The organism is Mechercharimyces mesophilus, assembly GCF_059818345.1.
In genome coordinates this window covers 24,727-48,775 of the sequence record NZ_JCBAPH010000005.1, presented here as the reverse complement: position 1 = coordinate 48,775, position 24,049 = coordinate 24,727, and the positions used below count along the sequence as shown (strand labels likewise).

Annotated in this window: 33 protein-coding genes; 25 read left to right on the top strand and 8 right to left on the bottom strand. The window is 45.2% G+C overall.

Features of this window, described 5'->3' with window-relative positions; translation table 11 throughout:
- Positions 1-15: 15 nt before the first annotated feature.
- Genes AC6RGY_RS12935 through AC6RGY_RS12915 form a run of 5 tightly spaced genes read right to left on the bottom strand, consistent with a single transcriptional unit; the run spans position 16 to position 3,751 of the window.
- Positions 16-978: an ABC transporter permease gene (locus AC6RGY_RS12935; RefSeq protein ID WP_499863533.1), complete on the bottom strand. Its 963-nt coding sequence runs from the start codon at positions 976-978 to the stop codon at positions 16-18.
- Entirely contained in the window at positions 971-1,906 is a 936-nt protein-coding gene (locus tag AC6RGY_RS12930; RefSeq protein ID WP_499863531.1) for an ABC transporter ATP-binding protein, read from the bottom strand. Before AC6RGY_RS12930 ends, AC6RGY_RS12935 begins: the two co-directional genes overlap by 8 nt.
- 3 nt (positions 1,907-1,909) lie before the next feature.
- Positions 1,910-2,626 (bottom strand): ABC transporter ATP-binding protein, encoded by a 717-nt coding sequence (locus tag AC6RGY_RS12925; RefSeq protein ID WP_499863528.1) that lies wholly within the window; start codon positions 2,624-2,626, stop codon positions 1,910-1,912.
- A 1-nt stretch (position 2,627) separates the two neighbouring features.
- The gene (locus AC6RGY_RS12920) at positions 2,628-3,008 is read right to left on the bottom strand and encodes a GntR family transcriptional regulator (protein WP_499863526.1); all 381 of its coding nucleotides are present in this window, start codon (positions 3,006-3,008) and stop codon (positions 2,628-2,630) included.
- A 2-nt stretch (positions 3,009-3,010) separates the two neighbouring features.
- Positions 3,011-3,751 carry a hypothetical protein gene (locus AC6RGY_RS12915; RefSeq protein WP_499863524.1) on the bottom strand — a complete coding sequence of 247 codons (741 nt, stop codon included), beginning with the start codon at positions 3,749-3,751 and terminating at the stop codon, positions 3,011-3,013.
- Between the two features lie 242 nt (positions 3,752-3,993).
- Between AC6RGY_RS12915 and AC6RGY_RS12910 the strand changes: the two genes are divergently transcribed.
- From AC6RGY_RS12910 to dinB, 3 genes are all read left to right on the top strand, one after another.
- Positions 3,994-4,380, top strand: coding sequence for a VOC family protein (locus AC6RGY_RS12910; RefSeq protein WP_499863522.1), 387 nt, complete (start codon positions 3,994-3,996; stop codon positions 4,378-4,380).
- Between the two features lie 715 nt (positions 4,381-5,095).
- Entirely contained in the window at positions 5,096-6,004 is a 909-nt protein-coding gene (locus AC6RGY_RS12905; RefSeq protein WP_499863520.1) for a DUF6843 domain-containing protein, read from the top strand.
- Positions 6,005-6,177: 173 nt separating this feature from the next.
- Positions 6,178-7,248: a DNA polymerase IV gene (gene dinB / locus AC6RGY_RS12900; protein WP_499863518.1), complete on the top strand. Its 1,071-nt coding sequence runs from the start codon at positions 6,178-6,180 to the stop codon at positions 7,246-7,248.
- Between the two features lie 230 nt (positions 7,249-7,478).
- Here dinB and AC6RGY_RS12895 read toward each other — a convergent pair whose 3' ends face one another.
- Entirely contained in the window at positions 7,479-8,993 is a 1,515-nt protein-coding gene (locus AC6RGY_RS12895; protein ID WP_499863516.1) for a phytoene desaturase family protein, read from the bottom strand.
- A 131-nt stretch (positions 8,994-9,124) separates the two neighbouring features.
- Between AC6RGY_RS12895 and AC6RGY_RS12890 the strand changes: the two genes are divergently transcribed.
- Positions 9,125-9,682 (top strand): PadR family transcriptional regulator, encoded by a 558-nt coding sequence (locus AC6RGY_RS12890; protein ID WP_499863514.1) that lies wholly within the window; start codon positions 9,125-9,127, stop codon positions 9,680-9,682.
- A gap of 577 nt (positions 9,683-10,259) precedes the next feature.
- Here AC6RGY_RS12890 and AC6RGY_RS12885 read toward each other — a convergent pair.
- Positions 10,260-11,534, bottom strand: coding sequence for an MFS transporter (locus AC6RGY_RS12885; protein WP_499863512.1), 1,275 nt, complete (start codon positions 11,532-11,534; stop codon positions 10,260-10,262).
- A 103-nt stretch (positions 11,535-11,637) separates the two neighbouring features.
- Here AC6RGY_RS12885 and AC6RGY_RS12880 point away from each other — a divergent pair, with 103 nt between their 5' ends.
- On the top strand, positions 11,638-13,389 hold the full coding sequence (locus AC6RGY_RS12880; protein ID WP_499863510.1) for an ABC transporter substrate-binding protein: 1,752 nt from the start codon (positions 11,638-11,640) through the stop codon (positions 13,387-13,389).
- Here AC6RGY_RS12880 and AC6RGY_RS12875 read toward each other — a convergent pair.
- Entirely contained in the window at positions 13,374-13,931 is a 558-nt protein-coding gene (locus AC6RGY_RS12875) for a DNA-3-methyladenine glycosylase I (RefSeq protein WP_499863895.1), read from the bottom strand. The genes AC6RGY_RS12880 and AC6RGY_RS12875 overlap by 16 nt on opposite strands.
- A 149-nt stretch (positions 13,932-14,080) precedes the next feature.
- Here AC6RGY_RS12875 and AC6RGY_RS12870 point away from each other — a divergent pair, with 149 nt between their 5' ends.
- The 20 genes from AC6RGY_RS12870 (at position 14,081) to rplR (ending at position 24,032) form a co-directional block, all read left to right on the top strand.
- The gene (locus AC6RGY_RS12870) at positions 14,081-14,524 is read left to right on the top strand and encodes an ASCH domain-containing protein (RefSeq protein ID WP_499863508.1); all 444 of its coding nucleotides are present in this window, start codon (positions 14,081-14,083) and stop codon (positions 14,522-14,524) included.
- Between the two features lie 167 nt (positions 14,525-14,691).
- Positions 14,692-15,687, top strand: coding sequence for a Gfo/Idh/MocA family protein (locus AC6RGY_RS12865; RefSeq protein WP_499863506.1), 996 nt, complete (start codon positions 14,692-14,694; stop codon positions 15,685-15,687).
- A 272-nt stretch (positions 15,688-15,959) separates the two neighbouring features.
- Complete coding sequence (gene rpsJ / locus AC6RGY_RS12860; protein WP_499863504.1) at positions 15,960-16,268, top strand: 30S ribosomal protein S10; 309 nt, start codon at positions 15,960-15,962, stop codon at positions 16,266-16,268.
- A gap of 34 nt (positions 16,269-16,302) precedes the next feature.
- A complete protein-coding gene (rplC, locus tag AC6RGY_RS12855) occupies positions 16,303-16,932 on the top strand; it encodes a 50S ribosomal protein L3 (RefSeq protein WP_499863502.1) in 630 nt (209 codons plus the stop codon).
- Positions 16,933-16,952: 20 nt separating this feature from the next.
- Positions 16,953-17,579 carry a 50S ribosomal protein L4 gene (rplD, locus tag AC6RGY_RS12850; RefSeq protein ID WP_499863499.1) on the top strand — a complete coding sequence of 209 codons (627 nt, stop codon included), beginning with the start codon at positions 16,953-16,955 and terminating at the stop codon, positions 17,577-17,579.
- Positions 17,576-17,863, top strand: coding sequence for a 50S ribosomal protein L23 (gene rplW / locus AC6RGY_RS12845; protein ID WP_499863497.1), 288 nt, complete (start codon positions 17,576-17,578; stop codon positions 17,861-17,863). Before rplD ends, rplW begins: the two co-directional genes overlap by 4 nt.
- A gap of 28 nt (positions 17,864-17,891) precedes the next feature.
- On the top strand, positions 17,892-18,731 hold the full coding sequence (gene rplB / locus AC6RGY_RS12840) for a 50S ribosomal protein L2 (RefSeq protein ID WP_499863494.1): 840 nt from the start codon (positions 17,892-17,894) through the stop codon (positions 18,729-18,731).
- A gap of 42 nt (positions 18,732-18,773) precedes the next feature.
- On the top strand, positions 18,774-19,055 hold the full coding sequence (gene rpsS / locus AC6RGY_RS12835) for a 30S ribosomal protein S19 (protein WP_499863493.1): 282 nt from the start codon (positions 18,774-18,776) through the stop codon (positions 19,053-19,055).
- A 42-nt stretch (positions 19,056-19,097) separates the two neighbouring features.
- Positions 19,098-19,430 carry a 50S ribosomal protein L22 gene (gene rplV, locus AC6RGY_RS12830; RefSeq protein ID WP_499863492.1) on the top strand — a complete coding sequence of 111 codons (333 nt, stop codon included), beginning with the start codon at positions 19,098-19,100 and terminating at the stop codon, positions 19,428-19,430.
- A 15-nt stretch (positions 19,431-19,445) separates the two neighbouring features.
- Positions 19,446-20,105: a 30S ribosomal protein S3 gene (gene rpsC, locus AC6RGY_RS12825; RefSeq protein ID WP_499863490.1), complete on the top strand. Its 660-nt coding sequence runs from the start codon at positions 19,446-19,448 to the stop codon at positions 20,103-20,105.
- 1 nt (position 20,106) lies between these two features.
- Positions 20,107-20,538 carry a 50S ribosomal protein L16 gene (rplP, locus tag AC6RGY_RS12820; protein WP_499863488.1) on the top strand — a complete coding sequence of 144 codons (432 nt, stop codon included), beginning with the start codon at positions 20,107-20,109 and terminating at the stop codon, positions 20,536-20,538.
- Positions 20,528-20,740, top strand: a complete 213-nt coding sequence (gene rpmC, locus AC6RGY_RS12815) for a 50S ribosomal protein L29 (RefSeq protein WP_499863893.1) — start codon at positions 20,528-20,530, stop codon at positions 20,738-20,740. Before rplP ends, rpmC begins: the two co-directional genes overlap by 11 nt.
- Positions 20,737-21,009 (top strand): 30S ribosomal protein S17, encoded by a 273-nt coding sequence (gene rpsQ / locus AC6RGY_RS12810; protein ID WP_499863485.1) that lies wholly within the window; start codon positions 20,737-20,739, stop codon positions 21,007-21,009. The genes rpmC and rpsQ overlap by 4 nt, the downstream gene beginning before the upstream one ends.
- A 40-nt stretch (positions 21,010-21,049) precedes the next feature.
- Positions 21,050-21,418: a 50S ribosomal protein L14 gene (gene rplN, locus AC6RGY_RS12805; protein WP_499863482.1), complete on the top strand. Its 369-nt coding sequence runs from the start codon at positions 21,050-21,052 to the stop codon at positions 21,416-21,418.
- A 71-nt stretch (positions 21,419-21,489) separates the two neighbouring features.
- Positions 21,490-21,843: a 50S ribosomal protein L24 gene (gene rplX / locus AC6RGY_RS12800; RefSeq protein WP_499863892.1), complete on the top strand. Its 354-nt coding sequence runs from the start codon at positions 21,490-21,492 to the stop codon at positions 21,841-21,843.
- A 30-nt stretch (positions 21,844-21,873) separates the two neighbouring features.
- The gene (gene rplE, locus AC6RGY_RS12795) at positions 21,874-22,416 is read left to right on the top strand and encodes a 50S ribosomal protein L5 (RefSeq protein ID WP_499863480.1); all 543 of its coding nucleotides are present in this window, start codon (positions 21,874-21,876) and stop codon (positions 22,414-22,416) included.
- A 44-nt stretch (positions 22,417-22,460) separates the two neighbouring features.
- Positions 22,461-22,646, top strand: coding sequence for a type Z 30S ribosomal protein S14 (locus AC6RGY_RS12790; protein ID WP_499863478.1), 186 nt, complete (start codon positions 22,461-22,463; stop codon positions 22,644-22,646).
- A 27-nt stretch (positions 22,647-22,673) separates the two neighbouring features.
- The gene (gene rpsH / locus AC6RGY_RS12785; RefSeq protein WP_499863477.1) at positions 22,674-23,072 is read left to right on the top strand and encodes a 30S ribosomal protein S8; all 399 of its coding nucleotides are present in this window, start codon (positions 22,674-22,676) and stop codon (positions 23,070-23,072) included.
- Positions 23,073-23,102: 30 nt separating this feature from the next.
- Positions 23,103-23,639: a 50S ribosomal protein L6 gene (gene rplF, locus AC6RGY_RS12780; protein ID WP_499863475.1), complete on the top strand. Its 537-nt coding sequence runs from the start codon at positions 23,103-23,105 to the stop codon at positions 23,637-23,639.
- 27 nt (positions 23,640-23,666) lie between these two features.
- Positions 23,667-24,032, top strand: coding sequence for a 50S ribosomal protein L18 (gene rplR, locus AC6RGY_RS12775; RefSeq protein WP_499863473.1), 366 nt, complete (start codon positions 23,667-23,669; stop codon positions 24,030-24,032).
- The last annotated feature ends 17 nt before the right edge of the window (positions 24,033-24,049 follow it).

The window sequence follows — 24,049 nt, the reverse complement described above, 5'->3', positions numbered from 1 at the left end:
ATTTGGGTAAGTTGGTTACGCCGTGTCTCGCTTCTGAAAGAAAAACCAAGAAACGGCGAGAAAGAGAATGAAATGGATGGCTAGATTTGTGATGGAGAAAGAGAAGCTCATGTTCTCAAATAGTGGACGTCCCTGAAAGTAACTCTCCAAATTGAGGTTGGCAAGGAACGTATATTTTACCCACTCCATCCCATTGAGGACAGCATAGCCCACGATAGTGGCTCCTGAGAGATAAAGAGATATGGAGGCACCAATGGCGAATGAACTGCTACGAAAGAGTGTGGAAATCATAAAAGCGAAAGTTACCATCATGATGAGTTTAACAATGGATAATCCATAGGTGATGGCGATGGTTCGTATCATGCTTTGCTCGATCACTTCACCATTGTTATAGATCAAGTCCGGTGTGCTTGTACTAAATCCAAAGAGAATACCACTAAAAAGGAAAGAGGAGACGAGTAGCAGAATAAGGAATGAAAGGGCAAATAGTTGAGCGGCCACATATTTCGATAACAAGATCTTTCCACGGCTCATCGGACGAATAAGCAGTAGCTTGATGGTTCCCCAGGAGAACTCACCTGCGACACTGGTGGCGGCAACGATGATGGTAAAGATCGTGATCAAGTTGATTAACCGGGATGTATCATTTAGGTATTGCCACATGTCAGAATGAGGCGAAAGATCTTGTTGAATGCGATACTCGCGGATCATGAGGTTACTTCGGATGTCTTCTTTCATCCCTTCTGGGGTTCGTGGGTTCTGTAAGTCTGCTTGCAAGCGTTCGTTCGATGCTTGAAGCTCTTCTTTCCAATCAGGATTTTCTGGAACACTTCCGAAGAAAGGACCGGGAAGGGAGTCTTTGTAAAACACAAGAAAGGCAAGCGAAGTGAGTAATAGCAATACAGCCATGACCAAGGTACCAGTACGGCGATAGATTTTCATGTTTTCGTTTTGTACGAGTCGTAGAAAATTAGCCAATGTCTTTGCCTCCTGTGATCTCTAAGAATTGGTCTTCTAGTGTCTTTTGTGCAGAATGTACATTGAATATTTGCAACCCTTCTGCCGCAAGCGATTGGATGAGCGAAGGGATTTGTGTACGTGACAGCGATAAGGTGAGTTGCTCATGATCAGATGAAATCGATGTTTGTGGATAGTGTTGAGCGATAAAGGCTTCTGCTTTGGCGCGTGGCTCAATTTCAAGATGAAGCACTTGTTCTTGTTGCTCCCCCGATTGATTAACCCATTGATGAACTTCTTTTACATCGAGAAGTCGTCCCTCTTGAATAATTCCGATGTGGTCACACATCAGTTCCATTTCCGAAAGCAGGTGACTAGAAACAAGAATGGCGATGTTCTGCTCACGGGCAATGGTTCGTAGGTAATTACGTATTTCACGGATTCCTGCCGGGTCCAACCCATTGGTAGGCTCGTCCAATATGAGTAACTTAGGAGAATGAAGCAGGGCTTGAGCTAGACCTAGGCGTTGGCGCATGCCAAGAGAATAGCTTTTTACCTTATCGTGAATGCGTTCTTTCAATCCGACGAGCTGAACCACTTCGTTGATCCGTTCTTTTCTTATCCCCTTGTACATGCGCCAATAGTGGATCAAGTTTTGATAGCCAGTGAGAAAGGAATACATCTCCGGATTTTCGACTATGCCACCTACATGTTTAATCGCACCTTCAAAGTCTTTTTTTAAATTCTTCCCCGCAATGATGACCTCTCCACTGGTAACAGAACCAAGGCCAACAATCATACGGATGGTGGTGGTTTTCCCGGCCCCGTTGGGACCGAGAAAACCGAACACTTCTCCAGCGTGCAAGGTAAGGTTCATATCGTGGATAATGGTTTTCTTGCCGATACGCTTATGAAGATGACGAAGTTGGAGAATAGGTTGTTGCTTCATGATTTATGCCTCCTCAGATGATGAATCGATTGTTGTATAGGTTTGGTGCATCCAATCGGTAACGCTTAAATTTTCTTCTGTGCGCAAGGTGTCTGTATCAATCATCTTTAACACTTTTCCCTCATGGATCGCTACTATCATATCCAAGATGGGCTCTACTTCCTGTACTTCATGGGTGGTTATTAACACGGTCTGGTGACCGAAGTCGATAAATGAGATGAGCCCTTTAATAATGGATTGGCGCACCATCGGGTCTAAACCGGATAATGGTTCGTCCATGAGAATATAGGGTGCTTGACGGGAGAGTACCAGAATCAGCTTTAATCTACCGCGATTTCCTTTGGAGAGATGTGCTACTTTCTGTTCACCATCTAATTTCATAAAAGTTATCATTTGCTGGGCCTTCTCAAGATCGAAATCAGCAAATTGTGTAGCATAGTACTCGATCATCTCGCGCACGGTATAAAAAGGATAGTGCATGTCGTGATCGGAGAGATAAGCCACCTTTTTCGCGATTCGGCGTGTTACCGGCTCATCGTCAATCGTGATGGTACCGGAGGAAGGCTTTGCCAATCCAGTGATGAGCTTAAGAAGTGTGGATTTCCCGCTTCCATTTTCGCCAATAATGCCGATCATCTTCCCTTGAGGCAATTGGAGCTGAAGAGGATGAAGGGCGGTTTTTCTGATGTACCGCTTAGAAACATTGTTTAATTGAATCATGTTACTTGTTCCCTCCCTTGGATAGATGATGCATATGTTCTTGTAGACCATTAATGATCTCTACTTCCTCGAAGCCCATCTCTGTCATTTTTCGAAGAAACGTATTCATTTCTTGTGAACAAAGGTCTTTTCGAAGTTGACTTAGCCGGCTATCATTCTCTGTAATAAATGTGCCTTGCCCTCTACGCATTTCTACCACCCCCTGGGCTTGAAGTTCTTTGTACGTGTGTGAAACTGTGTTTGGATTTAGATTGACCTGGAGTGCCATCTCGCGAACGGAAGGGAGCTTATCTCCGGGCTTCAAATCTCCGCGTATAATCTGCCGTTGAAGGCGATGAGCCAGCTGTTGGTAAATCGGCTCGGAATGAGCAAAGGAATCCATGATTACACCTCTACTTTCTTCTCAAGTATCCAAGTGGAGAGGAAGAAGAGAACAAGCGTGAGCAAGAAGAAAAAGATTGAATTTCCTGCTAAGAGTAGCGCAACATGTTCATTTAGATCGTTTGGTGTCATCTGTAGAGTTAAAAACATCGATTCGATCAGCCAACTGAGGGAGTTGGTAAAAATGGAAAAGAGGATGATGGCGACGATAATGGTGATGACCCATGCCCCTTTTCCTGCATAGGTTTTAAACCACTGCGTTGCAGACCATAGAAGAAGGAGGATCCCACAGGCAAAGAGGCAAAAAGAAATGGAGCCAATGAGCGCGTTTAGAAGGAGAGTAAGTTCGTGTGTACCCATGACTTCAAAACGAATGTGATTCAATATGTCGGGGTCGAGTGCCCACGAGATGAGAAGATAGACAAGGCTGATGCTGATCGAGATCAAGAGTGCGAAACACCCATTTAGAAACTTGGATAAAACCAGTCGATTAACGGGTTGCGGATTGTTCAGCCAGAGATGAAGCTGATTCCTTTCTCTTCGTAGACTGTAGAAGAGATAGCCTGGAAGATAGAAGACGTGAAAGGCTAGGGTGACGAGAAGAATCCCTCCCTTCACCTCCGAATTACCGTGATGAAAAATATTTCCATAGAGAACAAATAGGGTTATTACCACTAACCATGTAATTGCTCCAGGGCGTCCTACGTAAAAATCTTTGCGTAACGTTGCTTTCCATGCACTCAAGGGAAGCACTCCTTTCAAGTTTTGTATCGTGTATTAGTGTACTATCTATATAGTGCACTAATACATTAGGGATGTCAACCCTTTTTGAAGAGAAGTTGAAACGTTTAATTTAGGGAGAAGCCATCGCCATAGCAATAAGGATGGAGACGATTTTTATGAACTGCATTGCTTATGGTGTGAACTTGGCAGGAGTTAAATAAAAATATAGAGAAATATCACTCCTATCGAAGGGGGGAATGGTATTGAGTGATACAAAGATAGGAGCTTTATTTTTGCATGTGAAAGACTTGGAGAGAGCCATTCACTTTTATACTAACCACTTGGGATTCACACTACGGGATATAGAAGAATGGGAAGGAGAGCGCCAAGCAAATTTTGAGGGGCATCCTTTGCTTACTTTAAGTGAGTCGGATGAGGTAGAAGTGTTAGATAGACCACTTTTCAATATTACGGTAAAGGATGCCTCAGCCATGTGGGAAGCTTTAAAGAAGAGTGGATATAAGGTGAGCAAGCTGGAAGAATGGACTTCCTCTCATTGTCATCACACCATGTTTGATGTGTATGACCCGGATGGACACCCGCTAAATATCATTGAGATAGAGGATAATCAAGAGAGAGCGGGGTCTTGAGGAAGGGGTTATTGCACAGGATGAGGCATGTGCTTTACCATGCTGATTATTTTTTGCTTACCATGGAAGAACAGAAGTGGCCCAGCTACTTCTGTTCTTATTTTTGATTGAAGGAGGTGAAGGGATTAGGGATTCAAATGAATGAATGACCAAGTAGATGTCGTGGTTTGTTCCGGGAATGGATCACGCTCTTTCATAAAGAGTGATAAAGAACGCCTATTCGGTTCTACAAAAGTTAGAACTGCCGTCTCTTCTGTTTCTCCTTTAACATGAGGAAAGAGAGAGGAAGGAATATCTTCTCTCAACTCAATCTTCATTTGTTAGGAGAGACATTGATTATGATTCGTATTATCAGTAAAACCATAACTTTTCTGATAGCATATACCTTCGTTCTATGGTTTTATCACTTTGTCTTACCTGCATTTCTATTTTCTACGATGATAACTTTCTTTATGTTTTGGTTATCCCTTCTTATTGATAAAGGAACAGATGAAACCGATTTACCAGCGATCTACTCCTATTTTTGGCATATCGTTTGCTCGTTACCGTTTATCTTCCTCTTTGGGATGTATGCACCTCTTTTCACCATGGGAGTGTGGATGGTGGAACGGATACTTCAACTCATAGTGCAGCCGTTCGTGAGAAGGTGGGGGAGTGTGAGGGAAGAGTGGAAGTAGCGGAAAGAAAGAATAATGGATGAGCGGGAAGTGGTTGAATGTTTAAAAGAAAGTTGGTAGCTGCAGTGATTGGAAGTGTCCTTCTTGCTATTCTGTGGAATGTGAAAGGGGGAGGATTTGAGGCAATTGCGACGTTGATATCAACCTTGGCGGTATTTGTCTATGGTTATCCTATATCAAGCCTAATTGATGTAAATGCCTACCGTGTAAAGTACCCAACGCTCTATTCTTTTTCGTGGCATCTCGTAGCATCTATTTCTTTTATTTTTCTGATAGGCTATTATGCACCACTGTTTACCCTGGGAATTTGGATTATTGATCAAGGTTTGATGAGAGGGTTTCATTTGGGAGAACAAGGTTGGCATCAGAAAAGGATGGGGAAACGAGATAAACACCTCTTCTATTGGGTCAACATTCCTGTTGTGGTGGTGGTTATGCTGTTATCGTTTTATTTCATCTTTCTTATGGGATTATTTGAAAAAGAAGAGAAGAAGAATTTGCAATATACCATTCCCGAAGGTTACACCGGATGGGTATTTATCGTGGGAAGTGTACCAGGAGCACCCCCGCTAAAGGAAGAAGGAGGTTGGGGGCAGATTCGTGTGAATGAAACGGGGACGTACCTCACGTGTACGTCTTATGAAGAGATGTTTTTAGGTGGGAAGGTAGATTATCGCACCATCAATGCTGATGGTGAAATAAAGGAAGCAAACGCAGTAGGGAGTTGGATCGACAAAAAGAAGGGCATAAAGTATGTACTGGGGCATCGAGGAAGTGCGCTCCCACTTACGTCAGATGATCCGCATGATTATATGAAGTATGAAGCGTTCTTTTACGGGACAGAAGAAGAATATCATGCAAACCCTTTTACCGAGGAGTATGATTATTTAATCTATAGTGAGATATCTCCTCTTGCCACGAATGAAAGTGCATGTGAGGAAAAATAATCAGCCCAAATCAAATGGGTCATTTCAAAACACTTTTTCTCATTTGCGGAATAGAAAGGTTCGCTCATGTGAGGATCTTGAGGACGGCGTGAACTGGATGGACTGGAAAAAGAACGCTTGTTTGTGTATGGTAGAGGGTAAGAACATCCTCTTCATAAAGGGGCTTAAATCCTATGCGCAAGATTATTCATATCGATATGGATGCGTTCTTCGCCTCGGTCGAGCAACGTGAGAATCCCGATCTAAAAGGAAAACCCGTGATCGTGGGGGGTGATCCGTATGGTCGAGGGGTAGTGGCTACCTGCTCCTATGAAGCAAGAACGTATGGAATCCATTCGGCGATGCCATCTAAACGAGCTTACACCCTCTGTCCCCAAGCCATTTTCATCCGGACTCGCATGGAGTTATACAAGCAAGTGTCGCAGGAGGTAATGGAGATCTTCCATACGTTTACTGATCTTGTTGAGCCATTATCACTGGACGAGGCGTTCTTAGATGTAACGGAAAATAAAGTAGGAGTTCGGTCGGCGACGCTGATTGCCCGAATGGTTAAAGACCGTATCCAAAAAGAATTAAAACTGACTTCTTCGGCAGGTGTTTCTTACAATAAGTTGATTGCGAAGTTGGCCTCTGGTTATCAGAAACCGGCTGGACTAACGGTTGTTACGCCAGAGCAAGCGCAAGCTTTTCTGGATGTCCTTTCAATTGGTGACTTCTGGGGGATTGGGACAGTCACGGAAAAACAATTGAAGGCGATGAGTGTTCAAAGCGGGGCTGACCTGAGGAAGTGGTCGAAAGAGAAATGCATCGAGGTGTTGGGCAAACGAGGCGAGATTTTATATGGTTTTGTCCGAGGCGAGGATGAACGCCCGGTTAATCCAAAACGTGTTCGGAAGTCAATCGGACGAGAGACTACCCTAGCCGTTGATGCAACTACGTGGGAAGAGATGCAGCCGATCCTAGAGAAATTAGCAGAGTCAGTATCTCTACGGTTAAAAGACAAGAAGCTGTCTGCACGAGTAATCGTCTTAAAGGTTCGCTTCCATGATTTCAAGCTGATCACACGTAGAATGACGGTACCTGAATCTATTACTAGCGAGCAAGAGATAATGGCATGTATTCGTACGATGTTTGACATGCTCTCTATAGAGGAGAAGGGAGTACGGTTACTGGGGATCAGTGTGGCAGATTTTGAACCACGCGAGAGAGCGTACCAGCAATTGAGCTTATTTGAGTGGGAGTAGGGTAGAGAAGTGTTCTTCTACTACCTTACAAGGGCCATGCAGAATGATAAAGGAACCGAATGCGGATTGGACCAGGAATGATCCTGTAGAAGGTAGTTTGTTTGTTCGTTCAAGCAAAAAGCACCCCTCTTTGGTGGTGTTTCTGTCTCATTCTTATCCTACCAAATGAGAGGGGTGCTTTTCGTGAATATCTCTAATCTGAGATGAACTTTCGCTTTATGAAAGGTGAGTTAATTACTTATCAGATGACTCAATTTTTTGTGGATTCTTTCGGCTTCACTGGTACCGGATACCATAGCACCTTGGTAACCTCCCCCTGGGCGTGTCCATGCTCCCACGAGTGAGAGTTGATCGATGGGTGTGGTTTTTTCTAAACGATGTAGTCCGGATTGCTCGACCGTTTGAGCAAATCCATATACAGCACCCGCGGGATTTTTTGTATATTTTTGCATCGTTCGTGGTGTGCCTAATTCGAGTACTTCGATCGCTTGTGTGATTCCTGGGTAACGCTCTTCTAGTTGACTAAGCAAATACTGAGTGACTTCTTCTTTTCGCTTCTTATACTCTTTCTTATCCTCAGGCCAGTTTTCGATAAAGTCGATGAAGGCTGTCACTATGACGGGCTTCCCATTTGGGCTGAGTTCAGGATCTAACTGATAATAATTGGTGATCCCAAAATTGGCTTTTTGATAATCCCCGTTCTTTAGATACTGGTAATCTTTACTTGGATCTTTTTCTTTTACAAATACAATATCTTCATCAATGAGTTGAAATTTTGCCGGCTCTTCGTTTAGTCCGAGATAAAGTTGCGTAATGGAGGGTCCAATCTCCATTTTTTCGTAACTTTCACGGTAGGAGGAGGTAGTGAAGCTTTCATCCACTAACCTTGAAAAGGTCATGTGCGGGGAAGCATTTGAGACGATCCATCTTCCTGTATATGTACCCCCTTTCTTTGTTTTAATTCCGACTGCTTTTTGATCTTCTATGATAATCTCGGTAACTTCTTGTCGCAAATGTACCTTGCCACCATGCTCATGAATGACCTCAGCTAATGCATCAGCAATGGCTTGTGCCCCCCCTTTGATATAGTACGTGCCTTCAAAGTGGTAGCCCAACCATGGAACAAAAAAGTAATGGGCGGTAAGCATTTGCGGAGGAACACCATAGTACGGCCACAGTAGGGTGAAAAATGAGATGAGGGATTCGTCATCGACATACTGCTTCATCACTTCTGCGGTGGTCATCTGGGACCATTGAATAAACAAGGGGGCTTTACTGAAAAAAAGCTCTTGTTTCTCGGCTTTAGGGATCGATGAATCTTGTAGGAATTTCATTTCTTGACCAAAAGCATATAAATCGTTAAATAATTTGGCGATCCCTTCCTTTTCTTGTGGGAACAAGTCTTGTAGAAGTGCTAGATATTGCTCATGATCTTGAGGAATGGTAATCTTCTCATCATCCCATACAACCGTATACGGATGTTCTTTTTTTAGAGGGGTAAGGCGATCCATCATTCCACATTTTGAAAAAAGCTCATAACAAACTTCTCCCTCACTTAAGCTGCCCATGGCATGTAAGGATACATCAAACTCATATTTGCCTTTTCGCGGGAAGTTGGTTGCATAACCTCCTGGACGCACGTGGTGTTCAAAAACAGCTACTTTATGACCTAGCTGGGATAAACGCGCAGCTGCACAGAGACCACCAATACCTGCACCAATCACCAATACATCGTAGTTTGACATGCTTGTTATCCTCCTCTTATATCAAAAAGATATATCTTTGTGATTCATTATATAGGCAACATTTAAAAATGTCAAAATAAAAAATGTGCTATACTATGGAGATTCATGAACAAGTGAAGCGAGGGTGAAAAATGTCTAGAGAAAACAAAACGACATATACCTTACTGGGTCTTTTGATGTATGCGCCCTCAACGGGTTATGAAATAAAAAGAACAATCGAGAGTAGTATTAAACACTTTTGGCAGGAGAGTTATGGACAAATCTATCCAACCTTAAAAAAACTAGTAGAGCTTGGCTTTGCCGTTTATCATATTGAAAAGGTGGATGGAAAGCCAGATCGGAAAGTGTATACGATTACGGAACGAGGAAAAGAAGAATTTATAAACTGGATGGAGAAGCCGATTGAAAAAATACCGATCCACAAAAACGAACTCCTGCTGAAGATTTTTTACGGACAACACCTTGATACTGAGCACAACATCGCACAAATCGTTCAATACCAACAAAAGATGGAAGATATTCTCCAATCTCTCAATACGATGGAGAATTTTCTCCTTACAAAAAGAAAAGAAGACCCACACTTTGATTACTGGATGATGACGTTATCCCACGGCCAGTACATTGTTAAAGCCACGATTCAATGGTGTGAAGAAAGTATGGAGAAGTTAGCAGTAAAACGGAAGGAGTAGACGTGAGGTGAGTTTTTTTGATTCCGGTCGCTTGTTGGAGGCCATAGGCGGGTCACTTTTCATTTTAAGCACAGTATGGATAATTTACAGTCAATTGTGGTATCATATTATCAAGAGGACGCAAAACGGCAGGTGCGCTAACACCTACCGTCGCGAGAGCAGACACGCCATAGTAGATGGCGTCCCCGTAAAAGAGTTACAGCTTACGGAAACAGTCCACCACTAGGTTTAGGCGCCCGTGGGTGGATTGTTTTTTGTGTCACGATATTTTCGCCACTGGTCGTAAAGCCACTTACCAAACTTTACAACCTCACTAACAATCCGAAGGATAAGTAGGATGGTGTCTAGCATCTATCTCCCCCCCTTCTACGGGGAGGATTAGCCATCCACCACGGACCCGTCTGCCCTTATTTAATCTGATTATATCACATTTTCCCTTCCTATTAGAGGAATAATATAGAAACAGGAGAGAGCGTATAGCGAGTAGTAGAATTGCTTAAAAAGAGCCGTAGGGGAGTTATGGAACCCTCACGGCTCTTTTCTAGTTTAACGAATCCTTTAGCTGTTTCCCCGGTTTTCACGACTGAGAGGAAGCAATGATGGCTTCGGTGTCGCCTTTCTTTTTTCTCCCTTGCAGCCCGATATGTGAAAAGAGAATCGCTAGTAGAGTGGCAAATAGGATCAGTATACACATCCCCGTACTACCGACCAGTGCGCCAATGATTAAGCCAGTTGCACCAAAAAGCTTTCCAAAATGAAGAATAAAACCATTGACAGCTAAATAAGCCCCTCTTTGCGAGGGTTCAATCATATCCGCTAGTAAACTTTGTCGAGCTGGGATAAATAGGAGCTCGCCAAGTGTATAAAGCACAACAGCGAGAATAATCCCGGGTAAGAAATTTGAAAAACTGAGATAAGCAAAGCTTAACCCAAATAGAGTAAACCCTGAATATTGCAGAAGTTCGCGCGATTTTCCTGCGAACATCTTTGTTATTAACGTAATGAAACTGATGATCAATATGGTATTTAATCCAATGATCGAGCCGTACACTTTTATCCCATCCAGCGTGAAAGGGTGATTGAATAGAGAAAAGAAGGTGGTAGGAAACTCTTTTTCTATGCGCACAGAGATGAAATTATATAATTGTGGTTCGATGGAGGCGATCGCAATCCCGCCTAGGGTAAAAAACAGAAAGGGGATGTCTTTGATGACGGAAGTATAGTGTTTTAAGAGCGAGTTTAGGTTCCATATGCGGGTAGGAGTCCTTTTTTCATGATGAACTTGGAACGTATCATCGATCTTCACGCTCGTTAACCACAAAGTGAGAAGCGATAGAGCAAAGATACCGATGACCATGTAGAAGTAGTAGTTTTCAAATAACAGGATGGCAATCAATAAACCCGTAACCATGCCTAAATTAATCGCCCAGTAGTTTAATGAAAAGATATAACTTCTATCTTCCGGTTCACTGGCATCAATCAACATGGCTTCGGACGCGGGGGCAATTAACCCTGTACAGATTTGGTTGATGACAACCATCAAATAAGTAATGATGGGTGAGGAAAATAAAGGGGTACTCACCATCAACAATCCGAAAAAGGCGAAGACGTTAGTCGTTTCGCCGATAACCATCGTTTTTTTTCTCCCGATCACATCGGTCAATTGTCCGCCGTAAATACTGGAAAGGAATAAGAGGACGAACATCAGGATTAATAACACACCGGCGATTTCTTCCCCGAAATGCTCAGACAAATAAATGGCCATAAAAGGCAACAGCATGGCATGAACAAAACGAGTTAAGAAAGTAATAAACAACCGGATGCGAATATTGGGATGGAGTTGTTTCAACATGTCGATTCCCTCCTTGTTCTGGAATCTAGTATGACCTATACTAAAAGGGATAAAAAGAGAATCTTCATATTCAAAACTTCCCCTTTTAACAGGAGGGATGGCGATGAGAAAGTTAACTCCCTATTTTCAATTGAGGGGGTATCTGTATGAACGTGAGCAAGGACTTCAAGCCAAATTCAAATTCCAAGAATTAGAGCAATTATGGGCTTGTACAGGGAAAAATGTGAAGTTGAGATTAAAGCGGATGCAGGAGCAAGGAAGAATGGTCTACATTCCAGGAAGAGGGAGAGGCAATGCATCAAGCATTATTTTTTCACGATCCTTACAGGAAGATCTGGAGCATGAAGTGGACCAGTTAATGAAAATGGAACGGTTAGATGAGATTATGCAAATATTGCAAATCTCCTTGCCCTCTCCTTTTCCGAAGCAAATCTTTGAAAAGGTACAAGATTTCTTGGGATTTCAGACGGCTTCCAATAAAAAAGATGTGCTTCGAGCCATTGTGTATAAAGACATCTACAGTATTGATCCTCGTTATATATCCACATCATTTGAATGCTTCTTGATTATGCATTTGGGAGATCCATTGGTGTTGTATGATTCTAAAACCAATGCGATTCAACCACATATTGCACATGCATGGAAAAGAGATACAGAAGAAGTGGAGTGGACTTTTTATCTACGTAAAGGTGTCCTGTTTCACCATCACAGGGAATTGGTAAGTGAAGATATTCGATTTACTTTCGAACGATTTCGCGATCCGACTCTTCCCAATCACTGGATTGTCGAAAATATTGCGGAAATAGAGTGCGTCTCGCCTTATATCATCACCTTTCGCTTACACAAACCGAACCCGCTATTTTTACGCTATCTTAGTTGGTATGTGTTGGTTATCCTCCCGCGCGATGTCCTTTTTACAGAAAATCAATTCATTAGTACAGGACCCTATCGAATCAAAGAAAAACGAGAGACGAAACTAGCACTCGAGGTGTTTGATCGCCACTTCTTACCGCGCCCATTTTTGGATGAGGCTCATTTCTATCCCTTGGCAAATGAACGGCATTTTGGGATGAGGTATGAGATTACCGAAAAGGAAGAAGAAAGTTATCAGACGAACGCAACAGTAGGTTTACGCTTTATCATCTTCAACTTTAAAAAACGCTCCTCCATGATACAAAATCCCTTTTTTCGTGAAGCGATCTATCACTTGTTTGATATAGAAAAAATAGGTCAGGCACTAGGGAGAGAGATCGTCACCGCGGCTTCAAGCTATTTTGCTACTCGATCGCATCGCATCCCTAAGGATAGAGGGAAAGTAGCCGCCTTACTGAAAAAATCAGGATATCAAGGGGAAGAGATCCTGTTTTCGTACAAAATAGATACTTTTGAGCCGGATGTGAAATGGTTTGTGAAACAAGCGGCAGAAGTAGGGATGCAGATCCGTCCCATGTATACATCAACCTGTGAAGAAGAGCAGGATGATCAAGCGGATCTGATTATGGGACGGGATGTAGGAAGTGACGATGTATTGTCTTTTCTAGACTGGTTTTATAATCAATCTCTGTTATCTCAACGCACGGGCTTGGTTCATCAGTGGAAGCAGGTGGAAACCCATTTAGATAACATTAAATTTGAGATCGATGAAAATAAGCGTCTAGCAAGTATGAATGAGTTAGAAGCTTATATTAGAGCGAATCATCTCCTGCTCTATTTGGATCATCCGATCGAGCAAAATATGTTTCATCCTACGATGAAGGACATTTATTTGGATCGATTTGGCTTTCTCGATATGAGGAAACTATGGTTGGATGAGAAGCAACATTGTCAGCAGGGAAGCAATCAATCATTTGCATAGCAGAAACAGGTTGTTAAATGGTCATTCACCATTCCAACGGCTTGCATATAGGCGTAGCATATCGTTGGGCCAACAAATTTAAAGCCCCTTTTCTTTAAATCTTTACTCATCTGTGTGCTGATCTCAGTGGAACTAGGGACATCTTCTGGAGAAACAAAATGGTTGATGATCGGCTTTTCGTCGACGAAGTGCCATATGTATGCACGGAACGACCCGAATTCCTCCTTCACACGAAAATAGGCATGCGCATTATCCATGACGGCTTGGATCTTCCGTTTATTACGGATAATTCCTTCATTTTGAAGAAGTTCTGCGATTTTTTGCTCATCATAATGAATGATTTTACTAGGATCGAAAGCATCAAATGCTTCTCTATAATTCTCGCGCTTATTTAAAATGGTATACCAACTAAGGCCAGCTTGTGCTCCTTCCAGATTGAGCATTTCAAAAAGCTTTCGCTCATCGTATACGGGAATTCCCCATTCATGGTCGTGATATTGAATATACAAGGGATCGCTATTTACCCAATTGCACCGCTTTATCATGTACCGTCACCCACCTTATTGATATTTTGTCTAGTATAAATAATCGAGATAAGAGAGACAAGCTCAGTGAGTCCGAAATGGAAGGAGATCGATAAGAAATAGGAACAGTTATAGAGAAAAACAATGGATGAAAGGGGTTATGTAAAATGAAAGAAGGAAGTAAAGGAAGACAGCAGTCTCTTTTCTCGCTCGATGCAGAGGAAGATGCGATTACAAGAGGGCTCATGATCCGTGAACCGTGGGCGACCAAGGTCATAAGTGGTGAAAAGAAGTGGGAAATCCGAGGCTCTGCTACCCACGTGCGTGGAACCATTGCGGTTATTGCCAGTGGGACAGGAACGATCATCGGGGTTTGTGACTTAGTTGGAGTGAAAGGCCCTTTCACTCTAGAAGAATACCGTCAATCCTCTGCGCTTATTGGAGGAGATACTTCAGAGTCAACGTCGCTTCCTTATAAGAAGACTTACGCCTGGATATTGGAAAATCCCACCCAACTGGACTGTCCTCTTCCATACAAGCACCCCAATGGGGCGGTGATTTGGGTGAAGCTGTCGGGTGCTATGCAAGATGATTTGCAAAAAGCGCGTTGATAACAATGAAGAATTTGATTCTCATTGGAGGGTTTTGTGAATTAGTTGGAATGAAAGAACATTTAACTCTAGAAGTTATAGCATGGCCGGATTTCTCTCATTTGTATCTGTTTCTCCAAAGTGATACGATGACCAAAACCTATGGACACGAATGAGAGGAACACAACATGCACAAACCCAAGCTTTTGTTTATCGGTGCCGGATTTCATGCGACAACCAATATCTTTCCTGCGGCAGTAGAAGCAGGTTCTACGATTCAAGCTGTCGCTACGTTACATATAGAAAGTGCTCGCTCCGCTCTCCAACGCTTCGGGAGTCAGGGAACAGCTTATGATGATTACCGAAGTATGCTGCAGCAAGAAGAGTGTGATGGGGTGGTGGTGGTCGCGCAGCCTTACGATCAGCTAGACATCGTAATGGACTGCATTGCTGCTGGGAAAAACGTCTATGTCGAAAAACCGCTCGGTATGAATGAGGAAGAATCACGACGAGCGGCAAGTGCTGCTGAAGAAGCAGGAGTTGTCCTCATGGTAGGTTTTATGAAACGGTACGCCCCTTGTTACACCAAGCTAGCGAACCTAATCCAAGAAGGAAGCTTAGGGGCTCCTCGTTCCTTTCAAGCGACATTCGCAGTCGATAGTACGCCCTTTTGCAAGACGCACGAAGAATACATGAAATTTGTCGCCATCCATTTTGTTGATCTTGTTCGCTATTTGTTTGGGGAAGCTACCCTCGTTACGGGCGTCGCCAGTCGAGAACAAGAACAACTTTCCCAAGCGATCTGCCTGCAATTTGAGAATGGGGTTGTGGGTAGCCTCTACTTTGCAGGAATGACAGCTTGGTCACGTGAGAGTGAGAGGCTCTTGGTCACATGTGACGATGGATTTGTCGAGGTAGAGGAACTTACTTCCCTTACCGTCCACCGCTCCCGTCCGCAAGAGGCGGAACCTCTGCCGTGGCAAGCTCTTGAGGAAGAAGATCGTGTCTTTACTCCCTCTGCGTCTCCTATGTCAGGTGCTTATCGTGATCTGTATCTACGCGGATATGTGGGGGAGATGGCTCACTTCATGAAGTGTTGTGAAGATCACCTTTCACCACGCACAAGTGGTGCCGACAATGTTGCCACTATGGCCTTATGTGACCAGATTTTGCGGGTGCTCTAACCTTTAAGTAAGGTCGTGTTGTTCTCTTTCTACTATAGTATAGTGAACCTAAAATGAGCTTTTCGTAGATTCAATCGGAGAATACTTCGAGCCGGACGCAAATTTCCTCTTGCATCCGGCTTTTCGTTTATATATAATAGGGAATGTTGGTCATGGACGGCGATGATGCGGAAGGTTGCCGACACACCCGGCCCCATTGCCTAGGGGTGGGTTGGGATAATTTCCGCGGAGTAAGTTCATTTCAAAAAATGAACGTAGAAGGAGGGGCATGTATGGCAAAACAAAAGATTCGTATCCGTTTAAAAGCGTATGACCATCGCGCGTTGGACACATCGGCAGAGAAGATCGTCGATACAGCGAAGCGGACAGGTGCAGGAGTATCGGGACCAATCCCACTCCCAACCGAAAAATCCGTTTACACCGTGTTGCGGGCGACGCACAAATACAAAGACTCGCGAGAGCAATTCGAGATGCGGACTCATAAGCGTTTGATTGATATCGTCAATCCTACGCCACAAACAGTGGATGCGCTGATGCGACTCGACTTGCCTTCTGGCGTCGATATTGAAATCAAATTATAAAAGAAAAAGTGACTGATGGCAGGAGGTGTATGACGTGAAAGGTATTCTGGGAAGAAAGTTAGGGATGACGCAAATCTTCCGCGAAGACGGCACGGTAGTACCGGTCACTGTTGTAGAAGCAGGTCCTTGTGTCGTTCTTCAACGTAAAGAAATGACGACGGACGGCTATGAAGCAGTCCAACTTGGTTTCGAAGATAAAAAAGAACATCGTGCGACTAAACCGGAATTGGGTCATGCGAAAAAAGCGGAAAGCGCAGCGAAGAAATTCGTACGCGAAATTCGTGGGATGAACCCAGCAGATTACGAAATGGGTCAAGAAGTGAAAGCAGACCTTTTCAATGAAGGTGAAACCGTCGATGTAACCGGCACGTCCAAAGGGAAAGGGTTTGCAGGTGCGATCAAGCGCCACAACCAAGCTCGCGGACCAATGTCTCACGGTTCTCGTTACCATCGTCGTCCAGGTTCATTGGGTGCAGTAGATCCAATGCGCGTATTTAAAGGACACAATTTACCAGGACGTATGGGTGGCGAACGCATTACTACGCAAAATCTTGAAGTAGTGAAAGTAGATGCGGAGCGCAATGTTGTCCTTATTAAAGGAAACGTACCTGGTCCGAAAAATGGCTATGTAATGATTCGCTCTGCGGTCAAAGGCCAGAAATAAGGTAGAAAGGAGGAAGCGTCATGGCAAAGTTAGCAGTCTTAGATATCAATGGGAATCAAGTAGGCGATCATGAACTACTCGAAACCGTTTTTGGGATTGAACCCAATGAGAGTGTCCTGCACGATGCCGTTGTGATGCAACAAGCATCGCTTCGTCGTGGGACTCATGCAGTAAAAAATCGTTCTGCGGTTCGCGGCGGTGGCCGGAAGCCTTGGCGGCAAAAAGGAACCGGACGTGCGCGTCACGGTAGCATCCGTTCCCCGATCTGGGTAGGCGGTGGTGTCACCTTTGGTCCGACTCCACGTAGCTACAGCTACAAGCTACCAAAGAAAGTTCGTCGCCTTGCGATTCGTTCCGCTCTTTCTTCTAAAGTAAAAGCGGATGAGTTGATCCTTCTCAATGAATTGAGCATGGAACAACCGAAAACCAAGGAAATGACTCGTATCTTAAACAACCTTGAAGCAGGGAAGAAAGCTTTGGTTGTTGACGCGAGCATGGACGAGAACGTTGCACTCTCGCTCCGCAACATCCGGGGTGTAAAATACATCACAGCCGAAGGCGTTAACGTCCTCGATGTGCTTCATCATGACAAAGTGATCATGACCCCGGCAGCGGCCGCACGCATAGAGGAGGTGTTCGGCCAGTGAAAGACCCACGCGATATTATCCGTCGCCCGATTGTGACGGAAAAGACGACCGACTTAACCGCTGAAGGGAAATACGTATTTGAAGTAGACCTTCGCGCGAACAAGACGGAGATCAAAAAAGCTGTGGAACAAATCTTTGGCGTCAAAGTGGCGAAAGTGAACACGTTGCGTCAAATCGGGAAAATCAAGCGGTACGGACGTTATTCTGGTCGTCGTCCAGAGAAGAAAAAAGCGATCGTACAGCTGACCGAAGACAGCAAGTCCATCGAAATCTTCGAAGTGTAACTTTTATAAGTAAAGGAGGGACACACACATGGGTATCAAACATTTTAAGCCGATCACACCAGGTCGCCGGCAAATGACGGTTTCCACCTTTGAGGAGGTTACCACCGATCAGCCGGAAAAATCGCTAACAGTCTCACTCAATAAAAAGAGTGGTCGTAACAACCAAGGTCGTTTGACCATGCGCCATCAAGGCGGTGGACATAAGCGGAAATACCGTATTATCGACTTTAAGCGGAACAAGGACAGCATCGAAGCGAAAGTGGCAACGATCGAATACGATCCAAACCGCTCCGCGAACATCGCACTCCTTCATTATGTAGACGGTGAGAAGCGTTACATCCTCGCACCAAAAGGAATCCAGGTAGGCGATATGCTCGTTTCGGGTCCAGAAGCCGACATCAAAACCGGGAATGCACTTCCGCTGGCCAACATTCCAGTGGGTACGGTCATTCATAATATCGAATTAAAACCCGGTCGTGGTGGACAAATGGTTCGTGCAGCAGGAGCGAGTGCACAGTTACTCGGGAAAGAAGGCAAGTATGCCATCATTCGTTTGACATCGGGTGAAACCCGTATGGTCTTACTCCAATGCCGCGCTACCATAGGCCAAGTAGGGAACTTGGATCATGAATTGATCAACATCGGGAAAGCAGGACGTTCACGCTGGCTCGGAATTCGGCCAACCGTTCGTGGTTCTGTCATGAACCCGTCTGACCATCCACATGGTGGTGGTGAGGGACGTGCGCCAATCGGGCGTAAATCACCGATGTCTCCTTGGGGCAAACCAACCCTTGGCTACAAAACACGCAAAAAGAACAAGCCCTCGGATAAGTACATTGTCCGTCGTCGTAAGAAAAAGAAGAAATAAGCCTGACTTAAGCGGGGCTTCTTACGAAGGGAGGTTGGACGTATGGGTCGCAGCCTGAAAAAAGGACCTTTTATTGATGATCATCTAATGAAAAAGGTCGAAGAATTAAATGAGAAAGACGAAAAGCGCGTGATCAAAACTTGGTCTCGTCGGTCGACAGTCTTTCCGCAATTCGTCGGGCACACCATCGCGGTTCATGACGGGCGCAAGCATGTGCCAGTCTTTGTTAGCGAAGATATGGTGGGTCACAAGTTGGGTGAGTTTGTTCCTACGCGCACCTATCGTGGCCATGCTGCTGACGATAAGAAGACACGGAGAAAATAAGGTGTTTCATAAAGTCCTTAAGGCAAGAGAGGAGGTCACAAGATGGAAGCGAAAGCCGTCGCACGTTATGTGCGGATCGCTCCCCGAAAGGCGCGGCTGGTCATGGACCTAGTTCGCGGGAAAACGGTGGAGGAAGCCATTGCAATTCTGCGCTTTACTCCGCGTGCCGCATCACCGATCATTGAAAAGGTGATTCAATCCGCCGCAGCCAATGCAGAGCATAACTTTGATATGGATCCAAGCAACCTAGTAATTTCGAAGGCGTTTGTCGATGAAGGTCCGACCATGAAACGGTTCCGTCCGCGTGCTATGGGGCGCGCAAGCAAGATTAACAAACGGACCAGTCATGTGACCGTGGTCGTATCTGAAAAATAAAAGGAGGGATAACGAGTGGGTCAAAAAGTAAACCCAGTGGGCTTGCGGGTAGGCGTCATCCGTGATTGGGAATCCAAGTGGTATGGCGGCCGTGACTATGCAGATTTACTGCATGAGGACATTGCCATCCGCGACTACATCATGGGTCGACTCAAAGATGCAGCCGTTTCCAATGTGGAGATCGAGCGTGCAGCCAATCGCGTCAACTTGAACATCCGGACCGCTAAGCCGGGAATGGTGATCGGGAAAGGCGGTTCCGAGGTGGAAGCACTCCGGAAGCACTTGACGAAGATGACAAGCAAGAAAGTGCACATTAACATCAGCGAGATCAAGTCACCGGAATTGGATGCAAACTTAGTAGCAGAAAGCATTGCACAGCAGTTGGAGCGTCGTGTTTCATTCCGTCGTGCAATGAAGCAAACCATTCAACGGACGATGCGTGCGGGAGCAAAAGGGATTCGTACTCAAGTGGGTGGTCGTTTGGGTGGAGCTGACATCGCTCGTAGCGAAGGCTATAGCGAAGGAACAGTTCCGCTTCACACCTTGCGTGCGGATATCGACTACGGTACGGCAGAAGCGCACACAACGTATGGACGTATTGGTGTGAAAGTTTGGATCTACCGTGGCGAAGTTCTCCCCGCAAAGAAAAAGGAAGACGCGGAAGGAGGAAAATAACATGTTGATGCCAAAACGGACGAAGTATCGTAAGGAGCATCGTGGCTCGATGCGCGGTAAGGCCAAAGGTGGTACCGAGGTCAACTTCGGTGATTACGGTTTAAAAGCATTGGAACCGGCTTGGATCACCAACCGTCAAATCGAAGCAGCACGTATTGCTATGAACCGTTATATGAAGCGTGGCGGTAAAGTATGGATTCGTATTTTCCCAGACAAACCCGTTACACAAAAACCACTTGAAGTACGGATGGGTTCCGGTAAAGGTTCGCCTGAGAAGTGGGTAGCGGTTGTGAAACCAGGCAAAATCATGTTTGAGGTTGCAGGTGTTTCAGAAGAAGTAGCACGGGAAGCGATGCGACTAGCAGCAAACAAACTTCCAATCAAAACGAAGTTTGTAAAACGAGACGAAGCGGGTGGAGCAGATGAAAGCTAAAGAGCTAATTGAACTAACCACCGCCGAGATCGAACAAAAGTTGCGTACACTAAAAGAAGAATTATTTAACCTCCGGTTCCAAGCGGCAACAGGCCAGCTGGACAATCCAGCCCGAATTGGTCAAGTACGCAAAGACATTGCGCGTGCGAAAACCGTGCTCAGAGAGCGCGAACTCGGGATTGAAAGGAGGAAACAAGGATGAGTGAGACACAACGTACCACTCGGAGAAAAGTACGCGTCGGCAAAGTGGTTAGTGACAAAATGGATAAAACAATCGTCGTAGCTGTAGAAACGTACAAAACGGATCGTCTTTACGGCAAACGAGTAAAATATACGAAGAAATTTAAGGCGCATGATGAAGAAAACACCGCTAAAAAAGGTGATGTGGTTCGCATCATGGAAACACGTCCGCTATCCAAAGATAAGCGCTGGCGTTTGGTAGAAATCGTAGAAGAGGCTGTAATCATCTAACGATGGATGGGCCTTATGTACGGAAGGAGGGTGTTTGGCAATGATTCAACCTCAAACTCGGTTGCGGGTCGCAGATAACTCCGGTGCACGCGAATTGATGTGTATCAAAGTACTCGGCGGTTCGAAACGTCGGTTTGCCGGTATTGGTGATGTGATCGTCGCTTCGGTCAAACAGGCTACACCAGGCGGCGTTGTTAAGAAAGGGGAAGTCGTTCGCGCAGTTATTGTACGTACGGCTCGTCCTGCACGGCGTAATGATGGATCCTATATTCGTTTTGACGAGAATGCCGCGGTGGTTATCAAAGACGACAAAACCCCACGCGGAACACGGATCTTTGGACCCGTAGCACGTGAACTTCGTGAGAACGACTACATGAAGATCGTCTCACTCGCACCGGAAGTGCTGTAACGATAAAGATAGGGATTGATTGGCTGTAAAGAAGGAGGTGCCAGGACATGGAACAGAAGCGTCCAAACAAGTTGCATATTAAAAAAGGCGACACCGTTATTGTGTTGCGGGGCAAAGATGCACCTACACGCGATAAGAACGGAAAAATGGTGTATACCAAAGGACGTGTTTTGAAAGTGTTCCCGAAGGACAACCGCGCATTGGTTGAAGGGGTTAACATGGTGAAGAAGCATTCGCGCCCATCGCAAGCCAATCCGCAAGGGGGCATTATCGAGCAAGAAGCGCCGATTCACCTCTCCAACCTGATGGTAGAGGACCCAAAATCGAACGAACCTACTCGAGTTGGGTACAAGATGGTCGAGCGTAAAGGCAAGGAAACCAAAGTTCGCTATGCGAAAAAATCCGGAGAAATCCTGGACAAGTAAGAAGCCGTTTCAGAAGGGAGGTCCTAAGCAATGGCAGCACGCTTAAAAGAAAAGTTTAATAAAGAAATCTCACCCGCATTGGTGAAGAAGTTCCAATACTCCAGCCCGATGCAGGTGCCGAAGATCGAAAAGATCGTGATCAACATGGGTGTAGGTGAAGCCGTGCAAAATCCAAAAGTATTGGATAGTGCGGTGGAAGACTTGACCATGATCGCTGGACAAAAACCGGTGATTACTAAAGCGAAAAAATCGATTGCAGGCTTCAAGTTGCGTGAAGGTATGCCAATCGGTTGCAAAGTGACCTTGCGCGGTGAGCGCATGTATCACTTCCTCGACAAGCTGATCAATGCTGCGCTTCCACGGGTGCGCGACTTCCGTGGGATTTCCGCTAAAGCATTTGACGGCCGTGGGAACTATACGCTCGGACTTAAAGAGCAGTTGATGTTTCCTGAGATTGAGTACGATAAAGTAGACAAAGTACGTGGGATGGACATTATTATTGTCACCACAGCAACCAACGATGAAGAAGCACGTGAATTGCTAACCGAAATGGGAATGCCATTTCGTAAGTAGTAGATCGCAATCGATTTAGCCTTAGAGGAAAAGGAGGGAATCCGTTGGCCAAGAAATCGATGATCGCCAAACAAAAACGTAAGCAGAAGTTTCAAGTACGGGAATACACACGTTGTGAGCGTTGTGGCAGACCACATTCGGTCTTGCGCAAATTCCGCTTATGCCGTATTTGTTTCCGCGAGTTGGCCTATAAAGGGCAGATTCCCGGCGTGCGTAAAGCTAGCTGGTAATGGAGCGAGGAAGGAGGGAACCGATAAATGGTGATGACAGACCCGATCGCTGATATGCTGACAAGAATCCGTAATGCGAACGCTGTTCGTCATGAGAGCGTAGAAATTCCGGCTTCCAACTTGAAGCGGGAGATTGCGGAGATTCTGAAACGGGAAGGCTTTGTCCGTGACGCAGAATATATCGAAGACAGCAAGCAAGGGATCATTCGTATCTTTTTGAAGTATGACGAAAGCAACGAGCGTGTGATCTCTGGCCTGAAGCGAATCAGTAAACCAGGTTTACGAGTATACACGAAAAGTGATGAAGTACCGCGCGTATTGCGTGGCTTAGGGATTGCAATCCTGTCCACCTCCAAAGGTTTATTGACCGATGGAGAAGCTCGTCGAGCCAAAGTGGGTGGCGAAGTACTCGCATATGTATGGTAATCCTTGTGCAAATGGATGGAGGTGAAGACAATGTCTCGGATTGGACGTTTACCAATTCAGATCCCAGCGGGTGTAGAAGTAACCTTAGGGGAGAATGAGATCACAGTAAAAGGTCCGAAGGGTACTCTCACGCGTACCATTCATTCGGACATTACGCTTGCAGTAGAAGAGAATCAAATCTTGGTGACTCGTCCGAGCGATCACCGCACACATCGTTCACTGCATGGCACAACACGCAGTAACGTCGCTAACATGGTTCTTGGTGTAACCCAAGGGTTTACCAAAGTGCTTGAGTTGGTGGGTGTGGGGTACCGTGCTCAGATGAAAGGCAGTAAATTGGTCCTCAACGTGGGTTATTCAAACCCAGTAGAGATGGATCTACCGGAAGGAATCGAACTAGAAGTTCCGAAACAGACGGAGATTCAAGTGAAGGGGATCAACAAAGAGTTGGTTGGAGCTTTTGCCGCCAACATTCGCTCCGTACGCGAACCAGAGCCTTACAAAGGTAAAGGGATCAAGTACAGTGATGAGCGGATTCGTCGTAAAGAAGGTAAGACCGGTAAGTAAGATTAAGCAGAAGGGAGTGAATGCGGCGTGATCAAGAAAGTAGATAGCAACATCAAGCGGAAACATCGTCACCTACGGGTACGGAAGAAGATCGTAGGAACGGCTGCACGTCCACGTCTAAATGTATTCCGTTCGTCCAAAAACATCTACGCTCAGTTGATCGACGATGTGAAAGGACACACCTTGGTTTCTGCTTCCACTTTGGATCCCGAATTGGGTGAAGGCGTGAATGGCGGAAACGTGGAGGCGGCTCGTAAAGTAGGAGAGCTTGTTGCAAAGCGTGGACTGGAAAAAGGCATCTCAAACGTGGTCTTTGACCGGGGCGGTTACATCTACCACGGACGCGTTCAAGCGTTGGCAGAAGCCGCGCGTGAAGGAGGTCTCAAGTTTTGAGCAAGGGAGGGAAAAAC

Coding starts and splice junctions, on each gene's coding strand:
- rpsH (WP_499863477.1), top strand. CDS start 22,674: ATGGTGATGACAGACCCGATCGCTGATATGCTGACAAGAATCCGTAAT.
- AC6RGY_RS12905 (WP_499863520.1), top strand. CDS start 5,096: ATGTTTAAAAGAAAGTTGGTAGCTGCAGTGATTGGAAGTGTCCTTCTT.
- AC6RGY_RS12895 (WP_499863516.1), bottom strand. CDS start 8,993: ATGTCAAACTACGATGTATTGGTGATTGGTGCAGGTATTGGTGGTCTC.
- rplV (WP_499863492.1), top strand. CDS start 19,098: ATGGAAGCGAAAGCCGTCGCACGTTATGTGCGGATCGCTCCCCGAAAG.
- AC6RGY_RS12890 (WP_499863514.1), top strand. CDS start 9,125: ATGTCTAGAGAAAACAAAACGACATATACCTTACTGGGTCTTTTGATG.
- dinB (WP_499863518.1), top strand. CDS start 6,178: ATGCGCAAGATTATTCATATCGATATGGATGCGTTCTTCGCCTCGGTC.
- rplB (WP_499863494.1), top strand. CDS start 17,892: ATGGGTATCAAACATTTTAAGCCGATCACACCAGGTCGCCGGCAAATG.
- rplE (WP_499863480.1), top strand. CDS start 21,874: ATGGCAGCACGCTTAAAAGAAAAGTTTAATAAAGAAATCTCACCCGCA.
- AC6RGY_RS12925 (WP_499863528.1), bottom strand. CDS start 2,626: ATGATTCAATTAAACAATGTTTCTAAGCGGTACATCAGAAAAACCGCC.
- rplP (WP_499863488.1), top strand. CDS start 20,107: ATGTTGATGCCAAAACGGACGAAGTATCGTAAGGAGCATCGTGGCTCG.
- AC6RGY_RS12930 (WP_499863531.1), bottom strand. CDS start 1,906: ATGAAGCAACAACCTATTCTCCAACTTCGTCATCTTCATAAGCGTATC.
- AC6RGY_RS12920 (WP_499863526.1), bottom strand. CDS start 3,008: ATGGATTCCTTTGCTCATTCCGAGCCGATTTACCAACAGCTGGCTCAT.
- AC6RGY_RS12885 (WP_499863512.1), bottom strand. CDS start 11,534: ATGTTGAAACAACTCCATCCCAATATTCGCATCCGGTTGTTTATTACT.
- AC6RGY_RS12880 (WP_499863510.1), top strand. CDS start 11,638: ATGAGAAAGTTAACTCCCTATTTTCAATTGAGGGGGTATCTGTATGAA.
- AC6RGY_RS12865 (WP_499863506.1), top strand. CDS start 14,692: ATGCACAAACCCAAGCTTTTGTTTATCGGTGCCGGATTTCATGCGACA.
- rpsS (WP_499863493.1), top strand. CDS start 18,774: ATGGGTCGCAGCCTGAAAAAAGGACCTTTTATTGATGATCATCTAATG.
- rplF (WP_499863475.1), top strand. CDS start 23,103: ATGTCTCGGATTGGACGTTTACCAATTCAGATCCCAGCGGGTGTAGAA.
- rpsQ (WP_499863485.1), top strand. CDS start 20,737: ATGAGTGAGACACAACGTACCACTCGGAGAAAAGTACGCGTCGGCAAA.
- rpsJ (WP_499863504.1), top strand. CDS start 15,960: ATGGCAAAACAAAAGATTCGTATCCGTTTAAAAGCGTATGACCATCGC.
- rplD (WP_499863499.1), top strand. CDS start 16,953: ATGGCAAAGTTAGCAGTCTTAGATATCAATGGGAATCAAGTAGGCGAT.
- AC6RGY_RS12870 (WP_499863508.1), top strand. CDS start 14,081: ATGAAAGAAGGAAGTAAAGGAAGACAGCAGTCTCTTTTCTCGCTCGAT.
- rpmC (WP_499863893.1), top strand. CDS start 20,528: ATGAAAGCTAAAGAGCTAATTGAACTAACCACCGCCGAGATCGAACAA.
- rplN (WP_499863482.1), top strand. CDS start 21,050: ATGATTCAACCTCAAACTCGGTTGCGGGTCGCAGATAACTCCGGTGCA.